A 26,502-nucleotide genomic window follows, 5' to 3' on the forward strand; every position below is an offset into this window, starting at 1 on the left:
TCTTTATATTATTTTGAGTTTAATATGGTATGTGTTGTGTATATACATCAGGTGCCATTTTGTTTTCTGAGATGATGAACATTTCATTCATGACACCAGTATTTGGTTGGTATTTTAAGTCCAAAACCGCACTGCCTATTGCTTTTTCTGAGTCTTTTTTAGTGAAGCGTAAAAGAATTCCAGCATTTGTTTGGGACACCTCTTCTATGAGATAATCACTATCATCAGGAATAACCCTAATGTCACTGACATTTTTTAGATAATCAGGAAAATAAATAACGAATATTGGTGGAGCCATTCCAACTATGCGCCCATAGCTTTCTTTTGTACGCCACTGAGAATAAACGTCTGGGCATTTTAGATATTTTGCTAAGGTTGCATCAACTAGGATAGGTTTATAACGAACGTTAAAGTATTCTTGCAATGCTTCACTCGGAGAGCCCCAATACGTTAGATCTTCATCGACATTTTCGTCTGGTATTAACATCCCAAACTCTGTACGATTCACCCAGGCTTCATAAGGTGTGTGATTTCGTTCATCCGCTTCTAACCCAAGCCATATACCAACAGCAAATAATGTTATACCAATAATTATCCATCCAATCATAGGTATAAATGCTAGTACAGAAGTTAAGCTAGCCGCCTTCATAATAACACTGGAACCAACAGCTATAGTTATAGCTGACCATAAGCGAAAGTTTTTTCCATCTGTCTTGCTTTTTCCTGTTTTCATAAGATCTGTAATAAAAGTAAAGAGGATTGCCCCCCAACCGAAAATCATTCCAGCTCCTTTTGATACGAGCAATTGAGGGATTCCCTTTATATAGTACTCTCCTGCGAAAGCAATACCATTATCTAGGTTCTTGCGTATGACTAAGTTTTTTATTGATACTAATGCTGCATTTACTGCAGCTAATTCCCCTAACCCGGCAGCCACAAAACTGCTTATGTTAATCATGGTGGGGTTTTCTTGACATGTTTTTAGAGCACTGAATAGGTAAATGCTTGCAAAAATTAGTAGTCCTGTGGATACAAAACCTACGCTGAACTGTGTGCTATATTTCCCTGCAACATAGTTTTCATTATATTTTGCATGAATCTCTGTTTCTGAGATAACTTTTAAGTCTCGCTTATAGGGGCCACGCTCTGCAGTTGTTTTCGTATTGGCTGATATCTCAAGCATATTACTCTCAGTCAATACCGTAAGATTTTTTATAGCAGGCACTGTTTCGATGACTTCACTAATAATGTTGTAGCGGCTACGAAGGGCGCCTAACAATTTGGCTGGATTATTTTCCTCAATGGCCTGTTCTACTCGCTTAGCTATGCTAATGGTTTTCCCCCAAGACTTACTTCCTTTCACCAATTTCAGTAATGTAGTCTGAATGTTTTTGGCTATAATATCCGTGCCACTAGTTGCTTGCATAAAACTGATTTTTTTAGAAATGTCCTGAATGACTAAATCAGATGCCGCCAATAATCCTCCTGCGGTGCTCGCATCTTTTTCAAAGGGTTTATAAGCGAATAGTGCCTGATTCAATGGACTGTTAACATCATTAATCCAAGTCAACAACAACCCACTACGTGGATCTTTATCCTCACGTCCGGCAAGTGGAAATCCAGCTCCGTCAATAATCATTGCTGTGGAAAGCTCTAGAGAATATGCAGACGCCTTGAAGTCGCGATCGTAGGACATGAATGAGCTGGCGATGGATAGCCGATTGTCTTCATAATATTTCGCTAACGTTTTTAGCCATGAATGATGGTCAATTGCAGCCCAATCGACCCTCTCAAGTAGTTTTTCTAATTCATACTCAATCTCTTGTTTGTCTTGCAGAAACTTTATATATAGTGGCTGATTTATTCGCTTGGCAAATCGAAAGCCAGCTTTACAATGCTGCTCTTCAGTTAGAGATATATAATGTGCAACATCACGCATTCCATTCACCAGCGACTTATCTCCTTCAGAGGCACTTAGGCTAATCAAGGTATTAAATATCAATTCGCTGATAACGTTTTTACGGTGAAACTCTGCGCTGGGCTCTTGCAGCTTTTTAACATCTAACTGAAGCGCTAATGGCAGCTTAGAACCATTATCTTGGGCTTTTACATCGGTTGTTTGATGTGCATACAGTTTGGCAATAGAACCCACATCAATACCGATGCCTTCGGCATCTAACAGGGCAATAACCGCAGGGGCCTTTGGATTATATTGTTTAAAATAACCGGCCATGGCTTTTAGCGTATAGAGATCGGGTGTGTAGTTTTCACCTTGGCTCCATGTCATGTCGATCCTTTTTCCTTCAGGTTTATACTCTTCCACCCACTGTTCTAAGGCGGCCAGTGGCAGGATGTTTTTTTGTGTAGAGTATGAGCCACCACCATCGACCAACTCCGCAGGATCGACGGGCTGCATAAATCGCTGGCGTGAAGCAATGCTGTTTAATATGTCTTCGACCTTGGCCTTAGTCCAAAGATGAGGGCTATATCCCACCCAAACCTCAGTGGCATCGGCCTCAATCCAAATATTGTGGCTTGTATTGCCGCTGGCATAGGCATCACGCGCGTTGTACTGCTCTAAGTTTTGTACTAGGATTTCCTGATATATTCCGTTGCCTTGGTGCTCATGAATAATGAGCTTTTTGCCTTTTTTGGGGGAGGCGATATAAGTGTAAACGTAGCCCTCACGGAGCGCCCGCAGGGTATATTTTGAACAATGCAGTTCAGCAATTCCGGTAAAACCTTCTTCGAGAGAAAACCCGCACCCGCTCCAAGCATATTGCTGTGTGTCTCCTATTTTTTTAGGCACAATGCCATAGCGAATGGGAATAAGCGGGATCCTGCCTTTGGCGCTGGTACAGGGTTTAGCTGAAATAACATTATCACTAGAATTAGCCACGAAAGAGATCTCCTGAAAGTAATAACTGCGCTTCTCTGCGCACTGACAATGGCGGAAGATTATTTTGTGCAATATGCTTAGCTAAAGACATCGATGTGCCACAGCGTTGTAAAAACTGTTCGCGCACCACGTTATCATTAAAATATTGCTCCGGTGGGTGATAGAGCTTTATCACTGCAGCGGCACCATCATAAAAATAACAGTGTTTATTTTCAGGTATAAGCAGCCAATCACTGATTAGTTGCTGATAAAAATATTCACTAGAGTAAAATTTCAAGGGTGCATGCAACAATAATTCCAGTGCATCAAGCCGATCAATAACGGTTTGTTGCTGGTTTGCCAACACGCATGCAAAACGCTCATCGTTCATTTTTTTCATATAAGAAAAAAACACTTGAATAAAGCGCTGTACATGCTCATGTTGCTTGATATTAAATCTTTGTAGCTGATGCTGACAGGTATTTATCAGTGATAATACACGCGGATAATATTTTTTATCGCTGCCTGAGTGAGCGAGTAAATCTTTAGCTAATGACTCATCGTTTTTTTGGTTTTTAATTAATGAAATATATTTTATTTCCCGAGTGGTAAGTCTAAGTATTGGAGTGTAACCAGTTTCGTCATGCGTTGATGAATAATGACACCAAGCCGATGAGATATGATTAGTCTGGTGGAAATAGATATTCTTTAATGGGCCGATGAGAGCATTTATTTTTTTAGTAATTAAAACGCTAAATATGTCGCCCAAAGAATTAGGTAGCCAATTAAAACGAACGCTATGGCCATTGCTCATTAATAATGTGGATACAGACACAAGATGAGAGAGCAATATGTCAACAGGTTGCTCGCTGCAAATAATAATACCGCCGTTAAACTTTCCCCAATGCACGATGAACTGTTCTAACGTGGTTGGATTATCCGTAACGTTGATTAATATGGGGCCTTTTTCCCGCTCTCGATCATAACGAGTATTTTCCCAAACCCAATGGTATTGAACAAATGGATCGTTTTGTTTTATCAGTTCAATCAGTTTAGGAAATGGAGGAAAAAAATCGTTGTGCTGATGTAAACCTGCGTAGGTTAAGCGCTCAATAACACCAGGCTGGAGAAGTAAATAACGCGAGTCATGGCTTAAGCTTGAACGAAGTTCTTGCTCTCCTAGCCATATAGCCGCGCTATGCTTTTTCCTATATGGCGCCATTATTTATCCCCTTTGTCACATGGACAGTCATCCAATGGACAACTACCGTCGGGCTGCATGGAGCAGAGATCGTCAAATGGTTTCCCCTCTTCGGGGGATGCTTGTGTCGCACCTGAAAACGAGGGGGCTGCGCCTGGCGTAGCGGCGACAGGGCCTTTGAGAAATATGTTTCCCTCTAGGGTTATGCCTTTGGCATCTAGCGTGATTTTCCCTGCAGGGCCGCGAAGAACGATTTTTTCACTGGCATCGAGGGCTATTTGTGGGCTTTTTTGTTGCAGTTTCTTGCTGGCGTCATGTAGGGATTCACCCACAACACGGTGCATATGATTGCCGCCAGTATCTATCTGATAATTAGCCGTTACCTGTTCTTTTCGATGATTCCCAATATTTGAAATGTAATCTTTACTGATTTCTATTTTTTGGTTGCGATTAATCACAAGGTAATCATCTTGTGTAACGGTAGTGCGGCGATCGTGCCCAATACTCCAAGTCTCGTCATGGCCAGTATTGCTTTTGCGATCGTGAGTGATACTCACTATTTCATCATTGCCGACGGATTCTGTACGATCGTGGCCGATTTGAATGGTCTCATCGTTATTGACCGATATAAGCTGATTTTTTTGGGCCCGTAGATAAACCTGTTCATTATCGGTGGCATCTTCGAAAGAAAGTTCGTTATAACCACCGCCTTTGTAGGTTTTGCTTCGCAACACCATTTTGGTTTTATTGCCGGGGAGCGCGTAAGGCGGGTGGTTTTTGCCGTTGTAAGTGCAGCCTGTTACGATGGGGCGGTCGATATCGCCATTTAAATATGAAACGATAACCTCTTGCCCGATGCGTGGGATAGCCATCACACCAAATCCATTTCCATTCCATGCCTGTGATACGCGGACCCAGCAAGAGGCTTTTTCGTCTGCTTTTCCATAACGATCCCAGTGAAAATAAACACGGATGCAGCCATCTTCATTAACGTAAATTTCTTCGCCGGCAGGCCCTACAACCGTTGCGATTTCATCACCGTCGGCTAAAGGTTTATATCGATAGTCTGGTCGCCAATCATTGCGGCCAGGAACAAACATAAGTTGATTAGTGAGGGTAGTCCCTTCTCCATTGTCTTCTTCTTCCAAAGATTCTGGCATTTTCCCATGATGATCTACCGACACAATTTGCCAACGGTCGTTCATTGACTCAACGGGGTGTTCAGCGATTATAAAAATTCGGCCAGGCATGAGTTTTATGCAGTTAGAGCTGGCTATCCCTAGCTGTGAATCTGATTGTAGTTGCTCAATACGGTAGCGCGTGAAGGGCTCGGCTTCAGCATCTTGTTGAAATCTTCCGTAGCTTTCGAATACGGAATGTTTTCCACCGTGTTTGGCGCTAGCTTGATGTTTTAGCGCATAGGAGGGACGGTGGTAGTTACGATCTTTTTGTGTCGTTTGTTCCGGTCGCATATGGGCGCCGAATCGCACGGAGTGGATGATATCGCCTTGAATTGCGCTCTGGGGATGAGGATTGTAGGTTAAGGTGGTGGCAACCAGCATACCCAAGTGGCTGTCGCTGTAGCATAGCCCTTTGTCATCAAACCAATATGTGATCCCTTCTTCTGCGGATAGGCGTTTAAAGAAGTCGTAGGCAGATTCTCGCTTTTGAGTTACATATTCTCGGGTTGAATGAGCATCTTGTAATTGGGTGCAATTTGACTGCACATTATTCTGCTGAAGCAGTGAATGCAAAATATCGGGTACGGATTGTTGTTGGTATATCCGGCTATCTTGATTCAGACTCATTATCCACATTTCAGGGCGGATAGTGAGATAGTAGAACGTTCTTCTAAACCCTGAATCGCCACGTTCGGCGCTGGCCACTACGCCTGATATCGTTCGTTGTTCGGCTTCATTGACTTTAATTGTCAATGAAGCCGTTTGTAAAAGCTGTTGGTCTAAATCAATATCGTTGTGCTTGCTGACTAAGGTCAGCTTTAAAGTAAATAGCTCACTGAGTTTCTCATATAGATGAAACTCCGCTACGTCAAAGGTATCGTCTGTGAACCCGCCGACCTTGCAACTGAAAAATAATCCTGTCTTCCGTGTCATACTAAATCCTTACAGCATAGGGTGGTGGCCTTGAACATGACCAATATGCCATTGCTCATTTGTTTGCTGGTTAATGACGTCCATATGGATAAAACTGTTGGTGCTTTGGCTTATTGAAAGCGCGTAGCATAGTGCGGTTGCAAACTGGTACATTTCGCCGAGGTTGGGATAGCAGACGGGGTCTAGGATTAATGTGATCGCAATACCTCGATGTGAATTGCCTTTAACTAACCAATCTAACGGATTAGCATCAACAGATACAATTCCATCAATGCAACGCTGGATAATATTACTTTGGCTTAAATTACTGGGGTGGAAGTCAAATAGGCGCAGTAGTTCTTTCAGTGTTTCTACCTGTCGTAGTGCCAAATAGTTAAGAGATAACAGAGACAGTAATCGCCAATGCTGATGGCTGTTGGTAACACCAAAATAGCTATTCGAGCATGGAGTGATATTTGTTACAGCCAGTTCATAAGGGATGCTTTCGCTGGTATTGATTATTTGATTGGCGCTGACCGAAGAGGCATCTGGTGACCAACTGAGATACTGGCAAACAATCGGTGGTAGCTGAGCTTTTAATATTTCGCCATTAGCATGATAAAAGCTAATCTGTAGTGGTCAAGCAAAACTGGCCACGTCTTTAGAGTTTTTCCAGAACAATCGTTCTGATTCATTCGGCGTCAAACCACCATTATATTGATGAGGCCTGAGCTGGCTGTAATATCCCGTGATGTAATTTGTTATCGCTGTGCTGGCTTCGCTGAAGTTTACGTATCCATATTCCGGCACCCATTCTGTTTTCAGGCTTCTGAAGAACCGTTCCATTGGACTATTATCCCAACAATTCCCCCTGCGACTCAGGCTTTGTTTTATCTGATATCGCCACAGTAACAGTCTGAAATTCCTGCTGGTATAGTGGCTACCTTGATCCGAGTGATACAGCAAATTAGCGGGTTTTCCTTGTGCTTCCCAGGCCATGGACAGCGCTTTACCTGTCAATGCAGAGTCCGGGAAAAATGACATCGCCCAGCCAACCGGTTTACGGGAAAACAGATCAAGCACAACGGCTAAATAAGCCCAGCGTTTACCCGTCCAGATATAAGTCACATCACCGCACCAAACCTGATTAGGCTCTGTTACTGCAAACTGGCGTTCCAAATAATTGGGGATCTCAACGTGTTCCTTAGACGCCTTCTTATATCGATGGCCAGGCTGCTGACAGCTGATGAGATTAAGTTCTTTCATTAGCTTTGTTGCCCGCCAGCGGCTCAGTTTTACGCCCTTAGTGGTGACCATTGCGGCAATATTACGTGCACCTGCGGAGCCTTTACTTTCGCGATAACTTTCACGAATAAGACTGAGTAATGTCACACGTGTGGCATCAGGCTTCTTTGGCTGCCGCCAGTATTTATAGCTGCTGCGATGAACCCCAAACACATTGCACACAACGGCAACGGGAAACCGCGCTCTGAGTTTCTCAACTAATGAGAACTGTTCAGGGAGTCTGACATCAAGAGCGCGGTAGCCTTTTTTAATATATCTCTTTCCATTTCAACGCGTTGAATTCTTTTCTTCAGCTCACGTATTTCAATCTGCTCGGGTGTCATTGGTGAAGCTATGGGTGATTTTCCCGCTCTTTCTTCTTTCAACTGGCGGACCCACTTATCCATCGTGGATTTGCCGATATTCATTGCCGTGGCAGCGGCGGCAACGGTGTAATGCTGATCGAGTACAAGCTGGGCAGCTTCGAGGCGAAACTCGGGGCTAAAATTACGTCTGTTACGTCCGGTCATAATGTCACCTGTGTTGACTATGAGGTGATGATATCACCTCTATTCAGGTGGCCAAATTCAGTGTGCCACTACAATCCGGCATTGAGGACGATCGGATATATCAGTTTCATTATGAGATAAAAATAAATAGTGATGTGGGTTTTTTATATCTGATTTAAATGTTGTGGTATGTGTTGCCAATACGGACTGGAACTGGATAAGCTCTCCCGTTTTCTGCGTATCTGGCTCCTAAATAGCTTGTATGGATAAAATTTTATATACGTGATGATTGGTTAGACTACAAGTATGCTGATCTGGCGGGGATATTATTTTAGATGTTTGGTATTTGTCTATATTAATAATGGGAACACAATGAGGAATAAATGCTTGTTCAATATTATCTATGGGTAATAGCTTGCTGAAGCTAAATGTAATATCAAAATATTTATCTTTATCAAAATTAATTTCACTGTAATCTAATGATAAGTCTAACGTGACAAAATTATGAATATGAGGATGATAAAAATACTCAATTAAAGGATTTAACGGCCAGAAACGCTCAGTTCCTGATGTCTGCACTCCATTTCTTGCTGAATGCCTGAACGTTTTTATGGCTAAGTTAATTGATTTTTTTATTTTATTTATAGTTATATAGGTTTTATCTAGATAGGATGATATCCATAAATTTAACAGGGAAGCACATTCTCTTTCTGCTCCTAGGAAAAGTGATATCTCCCCACACTTCCACGTTAAATCACTACCATGATAAACAAATGACAGCGTAATTTCGTTTCTATCTGGTTCTCTCACTAGGCTCTTTTTCTCAAGAGTGACAGGTTCTATATGCAGATCATGTATGGTGTTGAAATTTATGCGATGAGTGTCACTCCGCGTGTAAATTTGGCTAGCAGCAGGAATATCACATGAACCATATTGAGTATGAATAGTATCAATTGATTCGGAATAAAAGCTGGCAATACTTGTTGCTGGAATCGGTCTGAGTGGCGTGGGCCAAATTTTCTCTAATAAATGATGTGTGATTTCTGGCACACCATCTTCAATTTTTTTTCTTAATCCACCAGTTAAAAAAGCGAAACCAGAGAGCAACCTCTTTACATCGGGGTCATTACTATTAGCGAGGAATGAGGCTAAATTTGAATGATTTTTAGATACATCGATTCCACGCTGATGTAAATACTCCATTTCAGAACGGAAATAATATTCCAGTGAATTCATTTTTGGTTTATATAATCCATTATTATTAAATAATTTTAATTTAAGTGTAAGTCCTGACGGGAGTATAGAGGCGAATAGGGGGGCGAGATGTGATTGTGCTCACTAAAAACACTAGGTTAAGATTGGCTTATCTAAAACTTATGCGGGATTTTAAAATGATAAAAAATGATTATCATTCTGATAGAAGATGTATAGAAAGAAGCCCCGCATTGCTGAAAACCATACGGGGCTTTTATATTTAACGACCTACCTCTAACCTTCCGCCGTTTCTCGCAGACGACGTTTGATATTGTCGTATTCGCGAACTACGTACTGTTCGGCCTCATCCTGATCCTTGATGGCATCTACCGCGACGGCACAGTATTTGTACTCTGGCGTTTTGGTAATTGGGCTCAGGTTTTCGGCGACCAGCTCGTTACAGGCACCGATCCACCATTGATACGTCATATAGACCGCACCTTTGTTTGGACGGTTGCTCACGTTGGCGCGGGTAATGACTTTACCCTGACGTGAACGAACCCAAACCAGTTCCTGATCGCGAATGCCAAAGCGTGCGGCATCTTCAGTATTGATTTGGATAAAGCCAGGTTCGTCTGCCAGAGCCGCCAGCGCTTTACAGTTACCGGTCATAGAGCGGCAGCTGTAGTGACCCACTTCACGTACGGTAGCCAATACCATTGGGAATTCGTCGCTGACTTTATCAATCGGCGGACGCCATTCGCAGGTGTAGAACTGGCCTTTGCCGTTAGGGGTGTCGAACTTGCCGCCTTCATACAGATAAGACGTTCCTGGGCTTTCGAGCGTTGGGCATGGCCATTGAATGTAGGCCAGATCGGCCATTTTTTCATAGGTCGCGCCGTAGTAGATCGGACACAGTTCGCGAAGTTCGTCCCAGATTTCCTGCGTATTGTTGTAGTGCATTGGGTAACCCATCGCGGTGGACATCAGGCTAATGATCTCCCAGTCGCGTTTAACGTCACCCACAGGCTCTACGGCTTTGTAGAATCGCTGGAAACCGCGGTCAGCTGCGGTGTAAACACCTTCATGCTCGCCCCACGACGTTGCAGGGAACACCACGTCTGCAATGGCGGCGGTTTTGGTCATGAAGATATCCTGAACAATCAGAATATCCAGCTTCTCAAAGGTACGACGGATCGTCGCCAGATCCGGTTCGGTCTGTAATGGATCTTCACCCATGACGTAGTGCGCTTTAATCAGACCGTGGTCGATGTTATGCGGCACTTCGCTCAGCGCGTGGCCGATATGGGCTGGCAGGGAAGGAACGCCCCACGCCTTGGCAAACTTCTCGCGGGCAGCTTCATCAGTGACATACTGATAACCCGGATAGGTGTTTGGCAACGCACCCATATCGCAAGCACCCTGAACGTTATTTTGACCACGAACAGGACCCACACCCACGTGTGCTTTACCTAAGTTACCGGTCAGCAGCGCAAGGCTGGTAAGCGTACGGACGGTTTCGACACCCTGATAGAACTGGGTAACGCCCATGCCCCACAGAATGGTTGCCGTTGGTGCCTTGGCATACATACGTGCGGTTTCACGAATCATCTGCGCGCTGATACCGGTGGTTTCTTCAACCGATTCTGGCGTATACGGCAAGACCAGATCGCGGAAGGTTTCAAACTCTTCGGTATGCTGTTGGATGAATTCACGGTCATGAAGGTTTTCTTCAATGATGACGTGAGCCAGCGCATTCAGCAGTGCGATGTTAGAACCGTTTTTAAGCGGAACATGAATGTCGGCGATGCGCGCGGTTTCGATGAAACGCGGGTCGCAAACAATAATTTTAGCCCCTTTCGCTTTAGCCTTAATAATACGGCGAGCCACGATAGGGTGGGAGTCTGCGGCGTTATAACCGAAGACAAAAATGCATTGGGTATCTTCAATCTCAACGATTGAGTTACTCATGGCGCCGTTACCGACCGATCGCTGCAGACCTGCAACCGAAGGGCCGTGTCAGACGCGCGCGCAGCAGTCGATATTGTTAGTACCGATCGTTGCGCGAGCAAATTTTTGCATCACATAGTTAGTTTCATTACCAGGACCGCGGGAAGAACCGGTGGTCATGATGGCATCTGGGCCGTATTTTTCTTTTACAGCCAGCAGGCGGGAGCTTGCGAATTCAATCGCTTCTTCCCATGAGACGTTTTCCAGCTTCCCACCGCGTTCACGGCGGATCATTGGTGACTTCAAGCGCGGGGTCAGGATTTTAGTATCGTGGATAAAATCCCAGCCGTAATACCCTTTCAGGCACAGCTCGCCTTGGTTCGTCACGCCATTCGCACCCTCAGCGCGAATGATTCTACCGTTATCGACCACCAGATTAATTTTGCAACCTGATGCGCAATAAGGGCAGACCGTGATGACTTTCTTCATCAACATTGCTCCTATTTTATGCGGCCGGAAGGGACACAATCCGGCTCGTATACATACCGCTCAGCAAGCCGAGCGTTATTTAATGTTTATTCACCTTATTTATATGCATGTATTGTGCCAGTTTTATACCCCTTGTGGGTGATGGCTAATACGTTGAACTATAAGGGCTCAGGGGATAGAGGCGTGCTGATCGACATCATCAAAGCGGTGACGAGTTCGACAGTTTTGTCGAAGTGAGGAGTAACGTTTGTGGATTTTAGATGTGGTGTAAGGTTTCGAACGCCAGTCACCATCCATACTCCCATGTTTTGGAGGCGTAGGCGTCCGACGAAAGGTTGCTGGCGCGCAGCCTCTCGACTCTCGCGCTTATCACCGAGTTGCTTGGCCGACCGGTCTCGGAGCGTGTATCCTTGCTGGTGAATCTATAACGAACTTTTTCAACACGAAAAAAGCAAAACAATATTATTTTTGTTTTTTTCAGGGGTAAGCCTTGGGAGAAAGAGCCGCCGATACAGGGATATATCGGCGGGCGGAATCTTGCACATTTCTAACATGGAGTTTGACGGTTTACCCTTGGCTACTCACCCCAAACTCATCCTCGTAGGCCACCAGCAGTTCAAATCCGCCCTGATCGCCCCAGTTATTCAGACGCTGATAAACGGTTTCAACGGCGTCTTTCACCGGCTGCATCATCGGGGCATAAAATGCGACGATAGCGGGCTGAATACCCACAAAGGTGATATCCGGTACATCTTCACGCAGTTGCTCAATCAAATAGCTCAGCGGCAGATTATGGGTAGTGACGATAAACAGCTCGGCAATATCTTTTTCGTCGATGATGCGGATCTCGCCGGGTTCTAATCCCATTTCGGTGGCATCGACGATGATCAAACGCTCTGGTTTCATCTCACGGATCGCGTGGGAATAACTTTCCGGCGAAGTGCCTCCGTCGATGACGGCCCAACCAGCGACTGGATGGTCAGTGACCTTTTCGGCCAACAATGGCCCTGCGCCATCGTCACCCATCATGCTGTTGCCAACGCATAACAATAGATTCTTAACGGGGTGAGCACTCTCTTCTAAAAAACTAGCCATCGCGTCTTTTCACCATCAGATAGATTGCGGGTTCATTTTCGATCATCTGCAGCGCAGCGATCAGTGCGTCTGTCCATGTCTGTTCTTGCTCATTCATCTGCGGACGCGCTTTATCTAAAGCGCAGGCCAGCAAATGTGTGTGCGTACTATCGATACAGATTTCGCCATAGCGCGGAAGTCCTTCCAGTTTGCGGCGTGCCGTACTCTCTTCCGGCAGCTTGGCTACCCACGCCCGATACCCCGTCAGTGGACATTCCAAACAGGTTTTCAGGCAGTCGATCACCCCAAGGTGATGGCCAATCGCGAGGCTGTAATAGATAACTTCTTTCGCTTCCTGCGGAGTTCTGTCCTCATCTTCCTTTTTTTGCACGAATTTACGGCTAAGGGAGTAGAACACAACCATCGGGTCTTGTTCGTGATAAGGCTGATGACGGGCGTGGTCAGTCATTAGAAATTGCCTCCGCGAGCAGCATCATGGCACACCGCCTGCAGGCGAGAGATGATCTCGGTTAGGCGAGGATCATTTTCGTGCGCTAAAAATTGCGCCACGCGTGCTTCAACGGTGAGATCGTTTTGCTGAGCGAGAAGATCCATAAACTTATCGGCGATCTGGCGGCCATAGCGATAACCTGACATACGACGCGCTTCACGATCGATCATAACGCGCAGCTGCTGTGGGATCGCCGGATGCAAGATGGCAGCCTGCTCATCTTCAGCCTGCTGGTGGTGTTCGCCTTTCAGTTTTTGATCGAGCAAACCCAAAGCCATGGCAAAACCATAAATGGTGGCGGCAGGGGTTGGCGGGCAACCTGGGATGTAAACGTCAACTGGAACAATTTTGTCCGTGCCGCCCCATACGCAGTATAAATCGTGGAAGATCCCACCGCTGCAGCCGCAGGCACCGTAGGAGATCACAATTTTTGGATCCGGTGCGGATTCATACGCGCGGATCGCTGGAATACGCATTGAACGGGTCACCGCGCCGGTAAATAGCAAAATATCGGCATGACGCGGCGAAGGAACGACCTTGATCCCAAAGCGTTCGGTATCAAATAACGGCGTTAGCGCAGAGAAGATTTCGATTTCGCAGCCGTTACAGCCGCCGCAGTCCACGCGGTAAACGTAGGCTGAGCGACGAATATCCTTCAGCAGCGTGCTTTTAAGTTTAGCAATCTGCTCATCGACGGTGATGGGTACCGGTAAACCGTTGGCGTCGCGTGGGCCGATAATCGGTGAGCCATCGGCTGGCTGTTGAGTAATGATTTGGCTCATTGTGCCGCCTCCTGTGTCAGGTGACGTCCAAGCGTGATACGTGCTGAGTGGGTAATGTTGTTTTTACGCTTACAGTTGGGGCAAGTTTCAAACTGCGAGCGGCGTTCTTCGGCCTGCTCTTCCGTTAAATTGCCCGCCTGAACCAGTAATGCCATAGCGTAGTCGATCTCTTTTTGTGCCGCGTAAGGCGCACCACATTCAACGCAGTTGCAGACTTTGAACTCAGCGGTTTGGAACAGATCGCTTTTGTTCCATACCGCCATTTCAAACTCTTGTGACAATTTGATAGCCGTCGTTGGGCACACTTCTTCACAGCGCGCGCAGAAAATACAGCGGCCAAGATGTAATGCCCAAGTGCGCGTACCTTCACGCGCATCGGTTTCCATGGTTAGCGCATTGGCCGGACAAGCGGCAGTGCATGCGCCACAGGCGATGCACTGTTCTGGATTGTATTCAGGTTTCCCGCGAAAGTTCGGATCAACCTGCATTGGCTTGGCGGGATAAGCCACCGTCGCATTGCGATGCTTAAACGCCGTTTTTAATAATTTCAGCATGGGTATTCTCCTGACCTTACTTCAGCGGTGAGTCTTTGCGTTCCAGACCATAGCGCTCGATTTCTTTGTACGGCACGGTAACGGACTTGCGTTTACGCACGTCGACCAGCGTTACGCGGTCGGTACAGGAGTAGCAAGGGTCAAGGCTGCCGATGATTAATGGTGCATCGGATACCGTGTTGCCTCGCAGCATGTAGCGCAGCGTTGGCCAGTTAGAGTAGGTGGCCGCACGGCAGCGCCAGCGATAGAGTTTCTGGTTATCACCGGTCATCGACCAGTGAATATCGTCGCCGCGTGGCGCTTCAGAGAAGCCCAGTGCGAAACGGTTTGGAATATAGGTGAAGCCTTCAACGGCCAGCGGGCCACCCGGCAAATTATCTAAACCGAAGTCGATCATATTCAGCGCGGTGAAGACTTCGTTGACGCGCACTTTGACGCGGGAAATCACGTCGCAGCCGGTTTCAGTGTGAATTTCCATTGGCAGCAGATCGTAACCCGCGAACGGATGATCCACACGGGTATCACGGGCATGGCCGCTGGCGCGGATCATTGGACCCACGTTGCTGAAATCACGCGCGATCTGTGGATCTAAACGACCCACGCCCACGGTACGCTGTTCCATATTTGGCGTGCTGAACAGGATATCAACCAGCGTTTTCACTTCGGCACGCATTTCAGCGGCCAGTTTGCGGGTTTGGATCATGTCGTCTTTCAGCAGATCGCGACGGATACCGCCGATCAGATTTAGACCGTAGGTTTTACGTGCGCCGGTGAGGATTTCCGCCATTTTCATGGATTTTTCACGCACGCGGAAGAACTGCATAAAGCCGGAGTCAAAGCCGACGAAGTGGCACGATAAACCGAGGTTCAGCAGATGACTGTGTAAACGTTCGACTTCCAGCAGAATAGAACGAATAGCCTGTGCACGCTCAGGAACCTGAATGCCCATCGCGTTTTCTACCGAAGAGGTGTACGCAGTGCTGTGTGCAAAGCCACAGATGCCGCAAACACGGTCAGACAGGAAGGTCACTTCGTTATAACCCATGCGGGTTTCAGCCAGTTTTTCCATGCCGCGATGGACGTAGAAAAGACGATAGTCGGCATCTACGATATCTTCACCGTCAACGAACAAACGGAAATGACCCGGTTCGTCAGAGGTGATGTGCAGTGGTCCGATAGGGACAATTTTGCCACTTTTGCTTTCGTTGATGAACGGATAGGTTTCAACGTCGGTGGTTGGCGCCGGACGCTGACGATAGTCCATTGAGTCTTTGCGCAGCGGATACAGCTCATCTGGCCAATCATCTGGCAGCACCAGACGGCGCTCATCGGGCAATCCTACCGGGATTAAACCGTACATATCACGCACTTCGCGCTCGCCCCAAACGGCAGCCGGTACGCGAGGGGTAACAGACGGGAACTCTAGCGTTCTCTCATCGACCAGCGCTTTTACAGTGATCCAACATTTGGTGCCGGTTTCCATAGAGAGCACGTAGTACACCGCATAGCTGCCGCACAGTGGACGTTCGTCATTGCCGAACAGAACCGATAGCCAACCGCCTTGTTTGTAATACAGAAACTCAACCACTTCCGGCAACATATTGGTTTTAATGGTGATGGTTGCCTGAGTGTCTGTCTGCCAGCTTTCGTCCAGAATCGCTGAAGGGAACTGCTGACGCAGTTCCTGAATGTAATGTTGACCTATTTTTTGCTGATTCATAAACCGTGATGCCCCGTAAGCTGAGAGGGTGAAATAGTGAGTAGGTGAGCGAAGGTTGTCATAACCGGCCTCACGCAATTAACCATGATAAGAACGCCATTGCCGCCAGACCGAAACCGGCCCAACTGGTGTAAGACGTTTTCAGGAAGCGCAAACGGGCAACGCTGTTTTCAAACAGGGCGATAAGGGCAATCCCAACCAGCAGTTTGATAAAGGCAACCACGATCGCCAGAACCAAAGCACCCGCGCTGAAAGTGGCCATTTGGCCCCAAGGGACAAAGACGCCGATGAAGAGTTGCAGAACAACCAACTGCTTAAGGCTGATACCTAATTTCAGAACGGCAAACGCCGAGCCGGAATATTCGGTCAACGGGCCTTCCTGCAATTCTTGTTCGGCTTCGGCCATATCGAAGGGCAGTTTGCCCATTTCGATAAAGGTGGCAAATGCACAGGCCAGAAGTGCTAGCACCAGAGCCAGTGAGGAATTCACATCCCAGTTCAGAACGTGGAAACTCATCACACCCAGATTGGTTGAACCCGCTAATAGCGCGGTAACCCAAAGGCCTAGCATCAGAATCGGTTCAACTAAAATGCCCAGCATGGATTCACGGCTCGCGCCGATGCCGGTAAAGGTACTTCCGGTGTCTAGACCTGCAATTGCAAAGAAGAAACGCGCAACGGCAAACAGATACACCACGGTAATCAAATCGCCAATCGGCGATAGCGGACTGATAACGGTGACAATCGGCAGGGCAGTCGCGATGGTGAGCATGGTGCCAACCATCACATAAGGCATCATCTGGAAGAACACGCCCGAAGCCGCTGGCGAAATATTTTGTCGTCTAAACAGTTTAAAAATATCGCGGTAGTCCTGAAAAATATCAGGGCCGCTGCGGCTGTGTATTTTGGCTCGCAGCACGCGGGAAATTCCGCTAAATAACGGAGCCAGCGCCAACAGGGCTAAAGCCTGAATCAACGCTAGCGCAAGGATAGAAAGCGAACTCATGTCATTCTCCTCAGGCGAAAATCGCCACTAGCAGCAGGGCGAGTTCAATCACCGCTAACGCTGGATAAACGCGCATTGCACCGTCACGCAGCAGACCACCGAACAGAGGCGCGGGGTTGCAAACTTTACGTAGGCGATAGATCGGGGCAAACATCACGCGCAAAGGCTGAGCGAAGCCGGTTGCCGTAACCACCATTTCCGCTTCGTGGCCATAACCACAGGCCCATGCATCGCCGTGGCTACGGCGTGGCAGGCGTGAGTTTTTGTACATCCCCACGAGCAGCATTGGCAGAATCGGGAAGGCCAACAGCAGAATGGCGATCATCGGTGTTGAAAGCAGGGTGGTATTGGTGGTGCCAGAAATCATCACCGCGCCCTGTGTCATCTGATGTGGATCGAGCATCAAGCCCAGTGAGCCTGCTGCCATTTGCAGCATATATGGCAGAACCCAAGGTGCGCCGATACCAAATGCCAAGCAGCCAATTGCTAACAATACCGGAGAGAACAGCATGGAAGCGGGTGCGCAGCCTGCATTCGCTGCACCTTCACTGCGCGGTGCTCCTAAGAACGTTACGCCGAAGATTTTCGCCACACACATCACGGCGAGCGCACCGGTGATGGCTAGAACCACCATCACCAGCGGAGCGATAATTCGCATGCTCACCGCGGAAGAGTGGCTCAGAGAGAATAGGGATTGGTAGGTGAACCATTCGCTGACGAAGCCATTAAGCGGGGGAAGTGCCGCCATCGACATCAGGCCAATTAACATCGCCGTGGCGGTTAACGGCATACGGCGCGCGACGCCGCCCAGTTTCTCGATATCTTTCGCACCGGTGCTGCGGATAACTGCTCCGGCGCCGAGGAACAGCACGCCTTTAAACAGCGTGTGGTTAACCATATGGAACAGACCAGCCATCAAACCGAGTACCGCCAGCGTAGGTTTACCCAGCGCTAAACCGAGCACACAGGCGGAAAGACCCAGCAGAATAATGCCGATGTTTTCTACGGTGTGATAAGCCAACAGGCGCTTGATATCGTGCTCCATCAGCGCGTACAAACCACCGATAAAGGCGGTTAACGCCCCGACGATCATCAACGCGGCGCCCCACCACAGCTGCGGCATACCTAGCCAGTCGATGCTCAGTTTCAGTAAACCAAACAGGCCGACTTTCAGCATCACGGAAGAAATCAGCGTGGCTGCATGGCTTGGTGCGCTGGAGTGAACCTGTGGGATCCAGCCGTGAAGCGGAACTAAACCAGAAACGATGCCAAAGCCCAGTAAGCCCAGCACAAAGACCCATGAGGCTAAGCCGTGGCTCAGGCTTGCCAGATGGAATTCGCTTAACGCCAGCGTGCCGCTATGACGGTAGATAATCCAGAATGCGGCGATGATAAGCACAGTGCCTAAACGCGACATCAGCCAATATAAGCTGGCTGCCTTACGCGCTTTGGCATCCTGCGACTGCCACACTAGCAACGCGGTGAACAGCGTCATCAGCTCCAACAACGCAACGAAGATAACGGCGTTATCGGTTAGCACTAGTAGGCTGATGGCAGCGCTCAACAGGTTCATCAAGCAACCAATCAGCGCGGCTTTTTTCGGGGCATAACCCTTGAGATAGCTAAATGCATAAACGCCGCACAGCAGGCTCACTACCGAGGTCAGCAGCAGCATCAGGCTGTTGAGCGTACTGAACAGCACCGGCGTGTGATTAAACAGGTTAGCGCTAACGATTTCAGGGGTAAACGCCAGCCCTTGGCAAGCACTCCAGGTTCCGGCAACGCCCGCAACCAATGCACCTAGCGCTGCAACGCGAGCGCCAATCCAGCCTGAACCTGTTGCACCTAATAGCAACGCCAGTATGGCTGAAATAAGATAGATGCTGAGCGCGAAGCTCAATAATTCAACGGTATTCATTGTGCGTCGGACCCCTCTGAGAATGAGCTAAACATCATCAAATCGGCATCCATTGCGTCCATCGCGTTTTGACGCTTGGCCGCGCTCGCCTGAGACAGTTGGTTATCATCAACTAGCATGATGGCGTGAGTTGGGCAGGCACGAACGCAGGCAGGCCCTTGCTCGCTGAACTGACATAAATCGCATTTCACTGCGATGCTACGAATACCGGGATACCAATCTAAGAATGGGCTGATGCCGCGTTTGTTTGGCGGTGCAGGCAAGGCTTTTGGCGTATTGCTGTTGGCTGGAATGTGCAAAGGCTTGCTGCCGTTCATGGTGATAGCACCGAATGGGCAGGCAATACCGCACAGCTTGCAGCTCACGCACAGGCTTTCATTCAACTGGATGGCGTCGTCGGTATGGGTAATCGCATTGACCGGGCAAACCTGTGCGCATGGCGCGTCTTCACAGTGATGGCACATGACAGGCACAGAATCGTGATTGTCTTTCACCACCACCAGACGCGGCTCAGTCTGCAGGCCATAAGTCTTATGCTCTTCAGAGCACGCGGCCATACAGGTGTTGCACCCGATACATAATCGGGGATCCGCAATAACAAAGCGGTTCATGTTCAGTCCTCTGGTTCAGACTACAAAAAGTAAAATTCCTCCTTGTTAAGCACAAAACGTGCCAGTAGATTTTATTTTTAATTTAACCGTTACTTTTCAATTGATTATTAGGTTTTTTGTTGCGGTTTTTGTGTGTCGGAAGTGTGTCGCTATCGACACTTGGAGGAAGGTTCGACATTAGTGTCGAAGGGGTTACCTACTACAGATTCGGTGATGTTTGGGTAATGACCCCACCCTAACCCTCCCCCTGTGAAGGGTGTGGTTGGATGGGGGGATTTTCCCCTTGTCAGGGGAGGGGGAATACACATTATTTTCGGTTGATGACCGACTCTCTCACCTTCAATTCGCCCACAAACGGCTCTACTGGCTCAACGATTTCGCCGTTGCTCAAGCGCAGCGCTTGCTGAATTGCGGTAGAAATCATTTTATCGATAGGTAAATACACCGTAGAAAGCGGTGGCTGTAAATATTCCGCGCTAGGCTCATCATCAAACCCAAACAGAGAAACATCTTCAGGAACGCGTTTTCCAGCTTGATGGAGCGCGCGCAAAGCGCCGATGGCCATATCGTCATTGCAGGCGAATAGGGCGGTAAAGGATGGGTTCTTTGCGAGAAGTTCGCAACAGGCGCGGTATCCGCCTGCGATGCTGCTATCGCTAAAGGCAACGCAATCGTCGTGATAGGCGATGTGGTTTTGCTCTAATGCTTCTCGATAGCCTGCCAATCGCAACTGCCCCGTTGGGGTATCTATTGGTGCAGTGATACACGCGATATTTTGGTGGCCACGAGCAATTAGATAGTTGACCACTTCGCTGGCTGCCTGCTGCTGTTCGAAGAAAACACAACGCTCGCGAGCCTGAGGCAAATCGCGGTTGATCACCATCAGCGCAGGGTGCTGGCTGATTAACTGCATCAGCGCAGGCTCTTCCATAAAACGCGTATAGAGAATGATGGCATCGCAGCGACGATCTATCAGCAGTCGAACGGCTTCAAGTTCGCCTTCTGGTGTGTCATGACCATCGGTAACGATCATGTGTTTACCGCTCGCTTCGATAAGCTGAGCAGCTTGGCGCAGCAGCCGGCCAAAATAAGGGCCATCAAAGTTAGAGATGACTAAACCAATGGTATTAGAGGTCTGATTCGCCAATGCTTGCGCCAGCAGATTGGGGCGATAGCCCAACTCTTCGACCGCTTTAAATACCGCAACGCGCGTGCTCTCTTTAACCTGACCGGTATTATTTAATACTCGGGAAACAGTGGCCTTGGAGACGCCAGCCTGTCGCGATACATCCAGCATGGTTATCATGAGTACCTTCCCTGCATTGTTCGCAAAACCTAGAGTCTATCATACCGAACGTGGTGTAGAGACCGAGTGACGGCATACTAGCGTTGGGCTAAACATATTCGTGGTTTCTGGCAGCGGCGATGCTGTTGATAATGCCAGCGCTAGTTCTGCCGCCTGCGTAGCCATGGCAACGACAGGGTAACGGATCGTGGTTAAGCGTGGGCGTAGATAGCGTGATATCAGCACGTCATCAAAACCTATCAGTGAAATTTGTCCTGGTACATCAATGCTGTTATCGCTCAGTACGGATAGTGCGCCAGCCGCCATGGGATCGTTATAGCAGGTCACAGCGGTCACGGCTTTGCCGTGACCAAGCAGCTCAGTCATCGCCTGTTCACCACCGATTTCATCCGGTGAACCGTAGGCAATCAGTCTATCGTCAACCGGAATATGATGCTCATGCAACGCATCTAAATATCCTTGTAGGCGATCGTGCGCATCGGAAATGGGGTGGTTTGAGCAGATGCAGGCGATGTTCTTGTGCCCTTGCTGGATCAAATGGCGCGTAGCAAGCCAAGCACCGTAGCGGTCATCAAGAGCCACACAGCGGGTTTCGAATCCCGGCAATGTGCGGTTGATCAACACCATTCCCGGAATTTGCTGCATGAGATGGGCCAGTTCTTCATCTGGGATCATTTTGGCGTGAACCACCAGCGCCGCACAGCGATGGCGGATCAGTTGCTCAATCGCCTGACGTTCTTTATCTGCGTTGTGGTAACCGTTACCAATTAATAAAAAATTACCGGTGGCATAGGCGACCTGTTCAACTGCTTTGACCATCGCGCCAAAAAAGGGGTCAGAAACGTCAGATACAATCAAGCCAATCGTTTCAGTCGATTGCTGAGCCAGCGCGCGGGCATTGGCGTTGGGGTGATACTGCAACTGTTCCATGGCAGACATCACGGCATTGCGCGAGCTGTCGCTGGCTTTAGGTGAATTATTGATAACGCGAGAAACCGTGGCTACGGAAACACCCGCGAGTTTGGCAACATCCTTTATGGTAGCCATGGGATTGTCCAAAAATACAGTGAGGGGAAGCGGTTACACGCCAGTGTTGCGGAAAACCCCCGCCGCCGCAAGTCCCGTGCAATATCGGTTTGCAGGGATATGTCTCAGAACGACAGAAATAACACCGCTAGTTACATTTTGCCCACGAATGTTGCGATTCGCAGCTAGCAGCGAATGGAACGACGTTTTAACCTAAATATCCCAGAGGTATTGATTGGTGTGATTTCAGTACATTTGTGGCTGAAGCCAATGTTTACACCGACCTACGCGGATGCGTAGGTTTTTTTTTGCTTCCCCTGCGTCTTTGAAGCTGCCGCTGCGTTGGCAGCGTTCGTTCACCCAAATCACTTACTGATGTAAGCTCATCGGGCTTCACTCTCTTACCGCCTTGCCGCAACGCCAAATACTTTGGGGAAGTTTGGTGTATTTGAAGCTGCCGCTGCGTTGGCAGCGTTCGTTCACCCAAATCACTTATTGATGTAAGTTCATCGGGCTTCACTCTCTTGCCGCCTTGCCGCAACGCCAAATACTTTGGGGAAATTTGGTGTATTTGAAGCGACTGCTGCGTTGGCAGCTTTGCACATTTTCCCCACGGTTTTCCCCACGGTTTTTCTCACATTGACCTGAGGTGTTTCGGGTTTGAAAGGTAATTTACATATCGTTGCATTTTGAATGGTTATCTTGCGATAAATGCATAGTGATGCAGCCGAATGTCTTCTACATTAGCCATCCCAGAGGTATTGATTGGTGGGTTTTTCAGTGCATTTGCTACTGAGCCAATAAATTACACCGACCTACGCAGATGCGTAGGTTTTTTTTACCCCAAATTCCTGTACGCCTCCGCCTCGACGGCTGTTAGTTATTCTTAAATTATGATTATTTCTCATCTGTTTCCTGAAAAAATATCAGGGCTTTAGTATGCTCAATGAAAATGTACGTAATACTTATTGCGTATAACCTTTGAACATAGGGAGATGTGTATGGTTTTCCGTTTTTTCCGCGCTTTTTTCCGCTTGATATTCCGCATAAAAATTACGGGTCTTGAGCACTCCTTCAAGCATGAAAAATTGCTTATTACCCCCAATCACGTCTCATTTTTAGACGGTGTTTTAATGGCGCTTTATTTGCCCATTAGGCCAGTGTTTGCCGTTTATAGCTCGATTGCTGATAGCCGCTATATGCGTTTTATCAGTAAGTATGTGGATATTGTGGCGCTCGATCCCACTAAGCCAATGGCGATTAAACATCTGATCCGTATGGTTGAGCAGGGGCGTCCGGTGGTGATTTTCCCAGAAGGGCGTATCACCGTGACTGGTTCGATGATGAAGATTTATGACGGAGCCGCGTTTGTGGCGGCACGTTCAGGCGCGGCGATTATTCCTGTTCGAATCGAAGGCGCGGAGTTTACGCCGTTTGGTCGTCTACGCGGGCTGTTCAAGACCCGTTGGTTCCCACAGATTAGTATTCACATTTTGCCGCCAACGCATTTAGCCATGCCTGAAGCACCGCGTGCGCGCGACCGTCGTTTGTTAGCCGGTGAGCGTCTGCATGACATCATGATGAAGGCGCGCATGGATTCCCAGCCACAACATACGTTATATCAAGGCCTGCTGGCGGCGATGACGCGCTATGGTGCTTCCAAACCTATTATCGAAGACGTCTCTTTTAAAGAAGATAGCTACCGTACGTTATTGAAAAAATCGCTGGGGGTGAGCCGTATTCTCGAGCGATTCACCGCGCAAGGTGAACACGTTGGCATGCTGTTGCCAAACGCAACGGTTACCGCCGCAGCCATTATTGGTGCCACGATGCGTAACCGCGTCCCTGCGTTGTTGAACTATACCGCGGGCGTGAACGGCGTGAAGAATGCCATGCTGGCTGCCAACATCAAAACTATCGTAACGTCTCGCCAGTTTTTGGAAAAAGGCAAGCTGACGCATTTGCCTGAGCAGGTAACCGAGGCTAACTGGGTCTATCTGGAAGATCTGAAAGATACCGTAACGCGCGATGATAAAATTTGGATTATCAAACATCTGCTGCGTCCTGAACGCGCGATGCTACCGCAAAAGCCGGATGACGCCGCGCTGATCCTGTTTACCTCAGGCTCTGAAGGTTATCCGAAGGGCGTGGTGCATTCTCACGCTAGCCTGATGGCTAACGTTGAGCAAATTCGTACCGTGGCTGACTTCACGCCCGCAGACCGTTTCATGTCGGCTTTACCGTTGTTCCATGCCTTTGGTTTGACCGTTGGTTTGTTCACGCCGTTGATGACCGGCAGCCGCGTTTTCCTCTATCCAAGCCCTTTGCATTATCGCGTAGTGCCGGAGCTGGTCTACGATCGTAACTGTACCGTGCTGTTTGGCACCTCGACGTTCTTGGGCAACTATGCGCGTTTTGCTCATCCTTATGATTTTGCTCGCTTGCGTTACGTGGTGGCTGGCGCTGAGAAGCTATCGCCACATACGGCGCAGGTTTGGCAGGACAAATTTGGCATTCGCATTCTGGAAGGCTATGGCGTGACCGAGTGTGCGCCGGTGGTGGCGATTAACGTGCCAATGTCGACGAAAGTCGGCAGCGTTGGTCGAATTTTGCCATCGATGGAAGCCCGCTTAATGAAGATGACCGGCATAGAGCAGGGTGGGCGTTTGCAGCTGCGCGGGCCAAATATTATGAAAGGCTATCTGCGGGTCGAGAATCCAGGCGTGCTGGAAGTTCCACAGGCGGAAAATGCTGACGGCGTGATGGAAGCGGGTTGGTATGACACCGGCGACGTAGTTACGTTAGATGATAGAGGCTATTGCGTTATCCGTGGGCGAGTTAAGCGCTTCGCTAAGTTAGCGGGAGAAATGGTATCGCTGGAAAGCGTGGAGCAGTTGGCCTTAAAAGTGTCTCCCGATCATGAACATGCGGCGTCATCGCGCAGTGACAGCAGCAAAGGCGAAGCGTTGGTGTTGTTTACGACCGATGCTGAATTAAGCCGTGACCGCCTGTTAAAACAGGCGCGTGAAAGCGGTGTGCCAGAACTTGCTGTGCCACGCGATATTCGTTTCCTTAAACCGTTGCCGGTATTAGGGAGCGGGAAAATTGATTTCGTTACCCTACGCCAAATGGCCGAGAACAAAGAGACAGCAACCGGAGAAACAGCATGAGTGATGCAGTAAGTCCGACAGCGCCGTTGTTAAACCGCAGCATGAAGGCGGTGATTCTGGCGCAGTTTTTCTCGGCGTTTGGTGATAATGCGCTGTTGTTTGCCACCCTCGCGGTGATCAAACAGCAGCTCTATCCTGATTGGAGTCAGCCGGTTTTACAGATGGCGTTTGTGGCGACTTATATCATTCTAGCCCCGTTTGTGGGGCAGTTTGCCGACAGCTTCTCCAAAGGGCGAGTTATGATGGTTGCCAATGCGCTGAAACTGTTGGGCGCGTTGGTTATCTGTTTTGGCTTTAATCCGTTCTTGGGATATACCCTCGTGGGTATTGGTGCTGCGGCATATTCTCCGGCTAAATACGGCATTCTTGGCGAGATCACCAGCGGCGATCAGTTGGTGAAAGCCAACGGATTGATGGAGGCCTCCACGATCGCGGCGATCCTCATTGGGTCGGTGGCTGGCGGCATGATGGCGGATCTCAATGTGATCGCGGCATTGGCGCTGTGCGTATTGGTTTATGGCGCGGCGGTGGCAGCGAACTGGTTTATCCCGAAGCTGAATGCGGCGCATCCTGCGAAATCATGGAACCCTGCCCGTATGGTGTCGATCTTCGGCAATGCATGTCGGGTGTTATGGAACAATCAGGAAGCACGTTTCTCGTTAATTGGCACCAGCCTATTCTGGGGCGCAGGCGTTACGCTGCGTTTTCTGTTAGTGCTGTGGGTGCCGGTGGTGCTGAACATCACGGATAACACCACGCCAACCTTGCTGAATGCAATGGTTGCGGTGGGGATTGTGATTGGTGCAGCGGCAGCGGCCAAACTTGTGACGCTCAGTACGGTGAAACGCTGTTTGCCTGCGGGCGTTTTGATTGGCGTCGTGGTGGCATGGTTTGCGATGCAAAGTAGCCCATCGGTTTCTTATGCGTTGCTCGTGCTGGTAGGGATTTGCGGCGGTTTCTTTGTGGTGCCGCTAAATGCGTTGCTGCAAGAGCGTGGAAGACACAGCGTAGGCGCGGGTAATGCTATCGCGGTACAGAATCTGGGTGAAAACACCGCCATGCTGCTGATGCTTGGTCTGTATTCGCTGGTGGTAAAAATCGGTGTCCCGGTTGTGGGTATCGGCGTGGGCTTCGGCGTTGTTTTTGCTTTGGCAATCGCGGGCGTCTGGGGATGGGACGTTGTGCGTAGAAAGCGTGGAATTTAAAATGCTTTAAGTGCCCTCCCG

At 48.5% G+C, this 26,502-nt stretch carries 19 protein-coding genes; 2 read left to right on the top strand and 17 right to left on the bottom strand.

The annotated features are described in order from the left end of the window. Positions 1-19: 19 nt before the first annotated feature. From AB3Y96_RS04020 to galR, 17 genes are all read right to left on the bottom strand, one after another. Positions 20-2,899 carry a T6SS effector BTH_I2691 family protein gene (locus tag AB3Y96_RS04020; RefSeq protein ID WP_367298548.1) on the bottom strand — a complete coding sequence of 960 codons (2,880 nt, stop codon included), beginning with the start codon at positions 2,897-2,899 and terminating at the stop codon, positions 20-22. After that, entirely contained in the window at positions 2,892-4,100 is a 1,209-nt protein-coding gene (locus AB3Y96_RS04025) for a DUF4123 domain-containing protein (RefSeq protein ID WP_367298549.1), read from the bottom strand. The genes AB3Y96_RS04020 and AB3Y96_RS04025 overlap by 8 nt, the downstream gene beginning before the upstream one ends. Further along, complete coding sequence (gene tssI / locus AB3Y96_RS04030; RefSeq protein WP_367298550.1) at positions 4,100-6,193, bottom strand: type VI secretion system tip protein TssI/VgrG; 2,094 nt, start codon at positions 6,191-6,193, stop codon at positions 4,100-4,102. The genes AB3Y96_RS04025 and tssI overlap by 1 nt, the downstream gene beginning before the upstream one ends. Before the next feature lie 9 nt (positions 6,194-6,202). After that, complete coding sequence (locus AB3Y96_RS04035) at positions 6,203-6,802, bottom strand: type VI secretion system baseplate subunit TssF (protein ID WP_367300272.1); 600 nt, start codon at positions 6,800-6,802, stop codon at positions 6,203-6,205. A 9-nt stretch (positions 6,803-6,811) separates the two neighbouring features. Then, positions 6,812-7,986 (bottom strand): IS3 family transposase gene (locus tag AB3Y96_RS04040; RefSeq protein ID WP_139130908.1). Its coding sequence is split into 2 segments (ribosomal slippage): positions 6,812-7,719 and positions 7,719-7,986, totalling 1,176 coding nucleotides; the frame shifts between segments, so codons are not numbered across the junction. A gap of 228 nt (positions 7,987-8,214) precedes the next feature. Continuing rightward, complete coding sequence (locus AB3Y96_RS04045) at positions 8,215-9,201, bottom strand: type VI secretion system baseplate subunit TssF (RefSeq protein WP_367298551.1); 987 nt, start codon at positions 9,199-9,201, stop codon at positions 8,215-8,217. 252 nt (positions 9,202-9,453) lie between these two features. Next, on the bottom strand, positions 9,454-11,598 hold the full coding sequence (fdhF, locus tag AB3Y96_RS04050) for a formate dehydrogenase subunit alpha (RefSeq protein ID WP_081329639.1): 2,145 nt from the start codon (positions 11,596-11,598) through the stop codon (positions 9,454-9,456). A gap of 567 nt (positions 11,599-12,165) precedes the next feature. After that, positions 12,166-12,693, bottom strand: a complete 528-nt coding sequence (hycI, locus tag AB3Y96_RS04055) for a hydrogenase maturation peptidase HycI (RefSeq protein WP_072310310.1) — start codon at positions 12,691-12,693, stop codon at positions 12,166-12,168. Next, positions 12,686-13,141, bottom strand: coding sequence for a formate hydrogenlyase maturation HycH family protein (locus AB3Y96_RS04060; RefSeq protein ID WP_367298552.1), 456 nt, complete (start codon positions 13,139-13,141; stop codon positions 12,686-12,688). The genes hycI and AB3Y96_RS04060 overlap by 8 nt, the downstream gene beginning before the upstream one ends. Beyond that, complete coding sequence (locus AB3Y96_RS04065) at positions 13,141-13,965, bottom strand: NADH-quinone oxidoreductase subunit B family protein (RefSeq protein ID WP_072310309.1); 825 nt, start codon at positions 13,963-13,965, stop codon at positions 13,141-13,143. The genes AB3Y96_RS04060 and AB3Y96_RS04065 overlap by 1 nt, the downstream gene beginning before the upstream one ends. Beyond that, on the bottom strand, positions 13,962-14,519 hold the full coding sequence (locus AB3Y96_RS04070) for a formate hydrogenlyase complex iron-sulfur subunit (RefSeq protein ID WP_072310308.1): 558 nt from the start codon (positions 14,517-14,519) through the stop codon (positions 13,962-13,964). The genes AB3Y96_RS04065 and AB3Y96_RS04070 overlap by 4 nt, the downstream gene beginning before the upstream one ends. Before the next feature lie 16 nt (positions 14,520-14,535). After that, complete coding sequence (locus tag AB3Y96_RS04075; protein ID WP_072310307.1) at positions 14,536-16,239, bottom strand: NADH-quinone oxidoreductase subunit C; 1,704 nt, start codon at positions 16,237-16,239, stop codon at positions 14,536-14,538. Positions 16,240-16,309: 70 nt separating this feature from the next. Then, complete coding sequence (locus tag AB3Y96_RS04080) at positions 16,310-17,245, bottom strand: respiratory chain complex I subunit 1 family protein (protein WP_367298553.1); 936 nt, start codon at positions 17,243-17,245, stop codon at positions 16,310-16,312. 10 nt (positions 17,246-17,255) lie between these two features. Continuing rightward, positions 17,256-19,163, bottom strand: coding sequence for a proton-conducting transporter membrane subunit (locus AB3Y96_RS04085; RefSeq protein ID WP_367298554.1), 1,908 nt, complete (start codon positions 19,161-19,163; stop codon positions 17,256-17,258). Continuing rightward, positions 19,160-19,774 carry a 4Fe-4S dicluster domain-containing protein gene (locus AB3Y96_RS04090; RefSeq protein ID WP_025801574.1) on the bottom strand — a complete coding sequence of 205 codons (615 nt, stop codon included), beginning with the start codon at positions 19,772-19,774 and terminating at the stop codon, positions 19,160-19,162. The genes AB3Y96_RS04085 and AB3Y96_RS04090 overlap by 4 nt, the downstream gene beginning before the upstream one ends. A gap of 307 nt (positions 19,775-20,081) precedes the next feature. Beyond that, positions 20,082-21,080 (bottom strand): LacI family DNA-binding transcriptional regulator, encoded by a 999-nt coding sequence (locus AB3Y96_RS04095; RefSeq protein ID WP_367298555.1) that lies wholly within the window; start codon positions 21,078-21,080, stop codon positions 20,082-20,084. 39 nt (positions 21,081-21,119) lie between these two features. Next, entirely contained in the window at positions 21,120-22,127 is a 1,008-nt protein-coding gene (gene galR, locus AB3Y96_RS04100) for an HTH-type transcriptional regulator GalR (RefSeq protein WP_072310302.1), read from the bottom strand. Positions 22,128-23,107: 980 nt separating this feature from the next. Between galR and aas the strand changes: the two genes are divergently transcribed. Further along, positions 23,108-25,276, top strand: a complete 2,169-nt coding sequence (gene aas, locus AB3Y96_RS04105; protein WP_367298556.1) for a bifunctional acyl-ACP--phospholipid O-acyltransferase/long-chain-fatty-acid--ACP ligase — start codon at positions 23,108-23,110, stop codon at positions 25,274-25,276. Next, on the top strand, positions 25,273-26,481 hold the full coding sequence (gene lplT, locus AB3Y96_RS04110; protein WP_072310300.1) for a lysophospholipid transporter LplT: 1,209 nt from the start codon (positions 25,273-25,275) through the stop codon (positions 26,479-26,481). The genes aas and lplT overlap by 4 nt, the downstream gene beginning before the upstream one ends. Positions 26,482-26,502: the final 21 nt, after the last annotated feature.

The sequence above is a fragment of the Hafnia alvei genome, assembly GCF_964063325.1.
GTDB lineage: Bacteria > Pseudomonadota > Gammaproteobacteria > Enterobacterales > Enterobacteriaceae > Hafnia > Hafnia alvei_B.

Excerpts from the sequence above, each read along its gene's own strand:
- AB3Y96_RS04025 (WP_367298549.1), bottom strand. The coding sequence starts at position 4,100 with ATGGCGCCATATAGGAAAAAGCATAGCGCGGCTATATGGCTAGGAGAG.
- tssI (WP_367298550.1), bottom strand. The coding sequence starts at position 6,193 with ATGACACGGAAGACAGGATTATTTTTCAGTTGCAAGGTCGGCGGGTTC.
- AB3Y96_RS04045 (WP_367298551.1), bottom strand. The coding sequence starts at position 9,201 with ATGAATTCACTGGAATATTATTTCCGTTCTGAAATGGAGTATTTACAT.
- hycI (WP_072310310.1), bottom strand. The coding sequence starts at position 12,693 with ATGGCTAGTTTTTTAGAAGAGAGTGCTCACCCCGTTAAGAATCTATTG.
- AB3Y96_RS04060 (WP_367298552.1), bottom strand. The coding sequence starts at position 13,141 with ATGACTGACCACGCCCGTCATCAGCCTTATCACGAACAAGACCCGATG.
- AB3Y96_RS04065 (WP_072310309.1), bottom strand. The coding sequence starts at position 13,965 with ATGAGCCAAATCATTACTCAACAGCCAGCCGATGGCTCACCGATTATC.
- AB3Y96_RS04070 (WP_072310308.1), bottom strand. The coding sequence starts at position 14,519 with ATGCTGAAATTATTAAAAACGGCGTTTAAGCATCGCAATGCGACGGTG.
- AB3Y96_RS04075 (WP_072310307.1), bottom strand. The coding sequence starts at position 16,239 with ATGAATCAGCAAAAAATAGGTCAACATTACATTCAGGAACTGCGTCAG.
- AB3Y96_RS04080 (WP_367298553.1), bottom strand. The coding sequence starts at position 17,245 with ATGAGTTCGCTTTCTATCCTTGCGCTAGCGTTGATTCAGGCTTTAGCC.
- AB3Y96_RS04085 (WP_367298554.1), bottom strand. The coding sequence starts at position 19,163 with ATGAATACCGTTGAATTATTGAGCTTCGCGCTCAGCATCTATCTTATT.
- AB3Y96_RS04090 (WP_025801574.1), bottom strand. The coding sequence starts at position 19,774 with ATGAACCGCTTTGTTATTGCGGATCCCCGATTATGTATCGGGTGCAAC.
- AB3Y96_RS04095 (WP_367298555.1), bottom strand. The coding sequence starts at position 21,080 with ATGATAACCATGCTGGATGTATCGCGACAGGCTGGCGTCTCCAAGGCC.
- galR (WP_072310302.1), bottom strand. The coding sequence starts at position 22,127 with ATGGCTACCATAAAGGATGTTGCCAAACTCGCGGGTGTTTCCGTAGCC.
- aas (WP_367298556.1), top strand. The coding sequence starts at position 23,108 with ATGGTTTTCCGTTTTTTCCGCGCTTTTTTCCGCTTGATATTCCGCATA.
- lplT (WP_072310300.1), top strand. The coding sequence starts at position 25,273 with ATGAGTGATGCAGTAAGTCCGACAGCGCCGTTGTTAAACCGCAGCATG.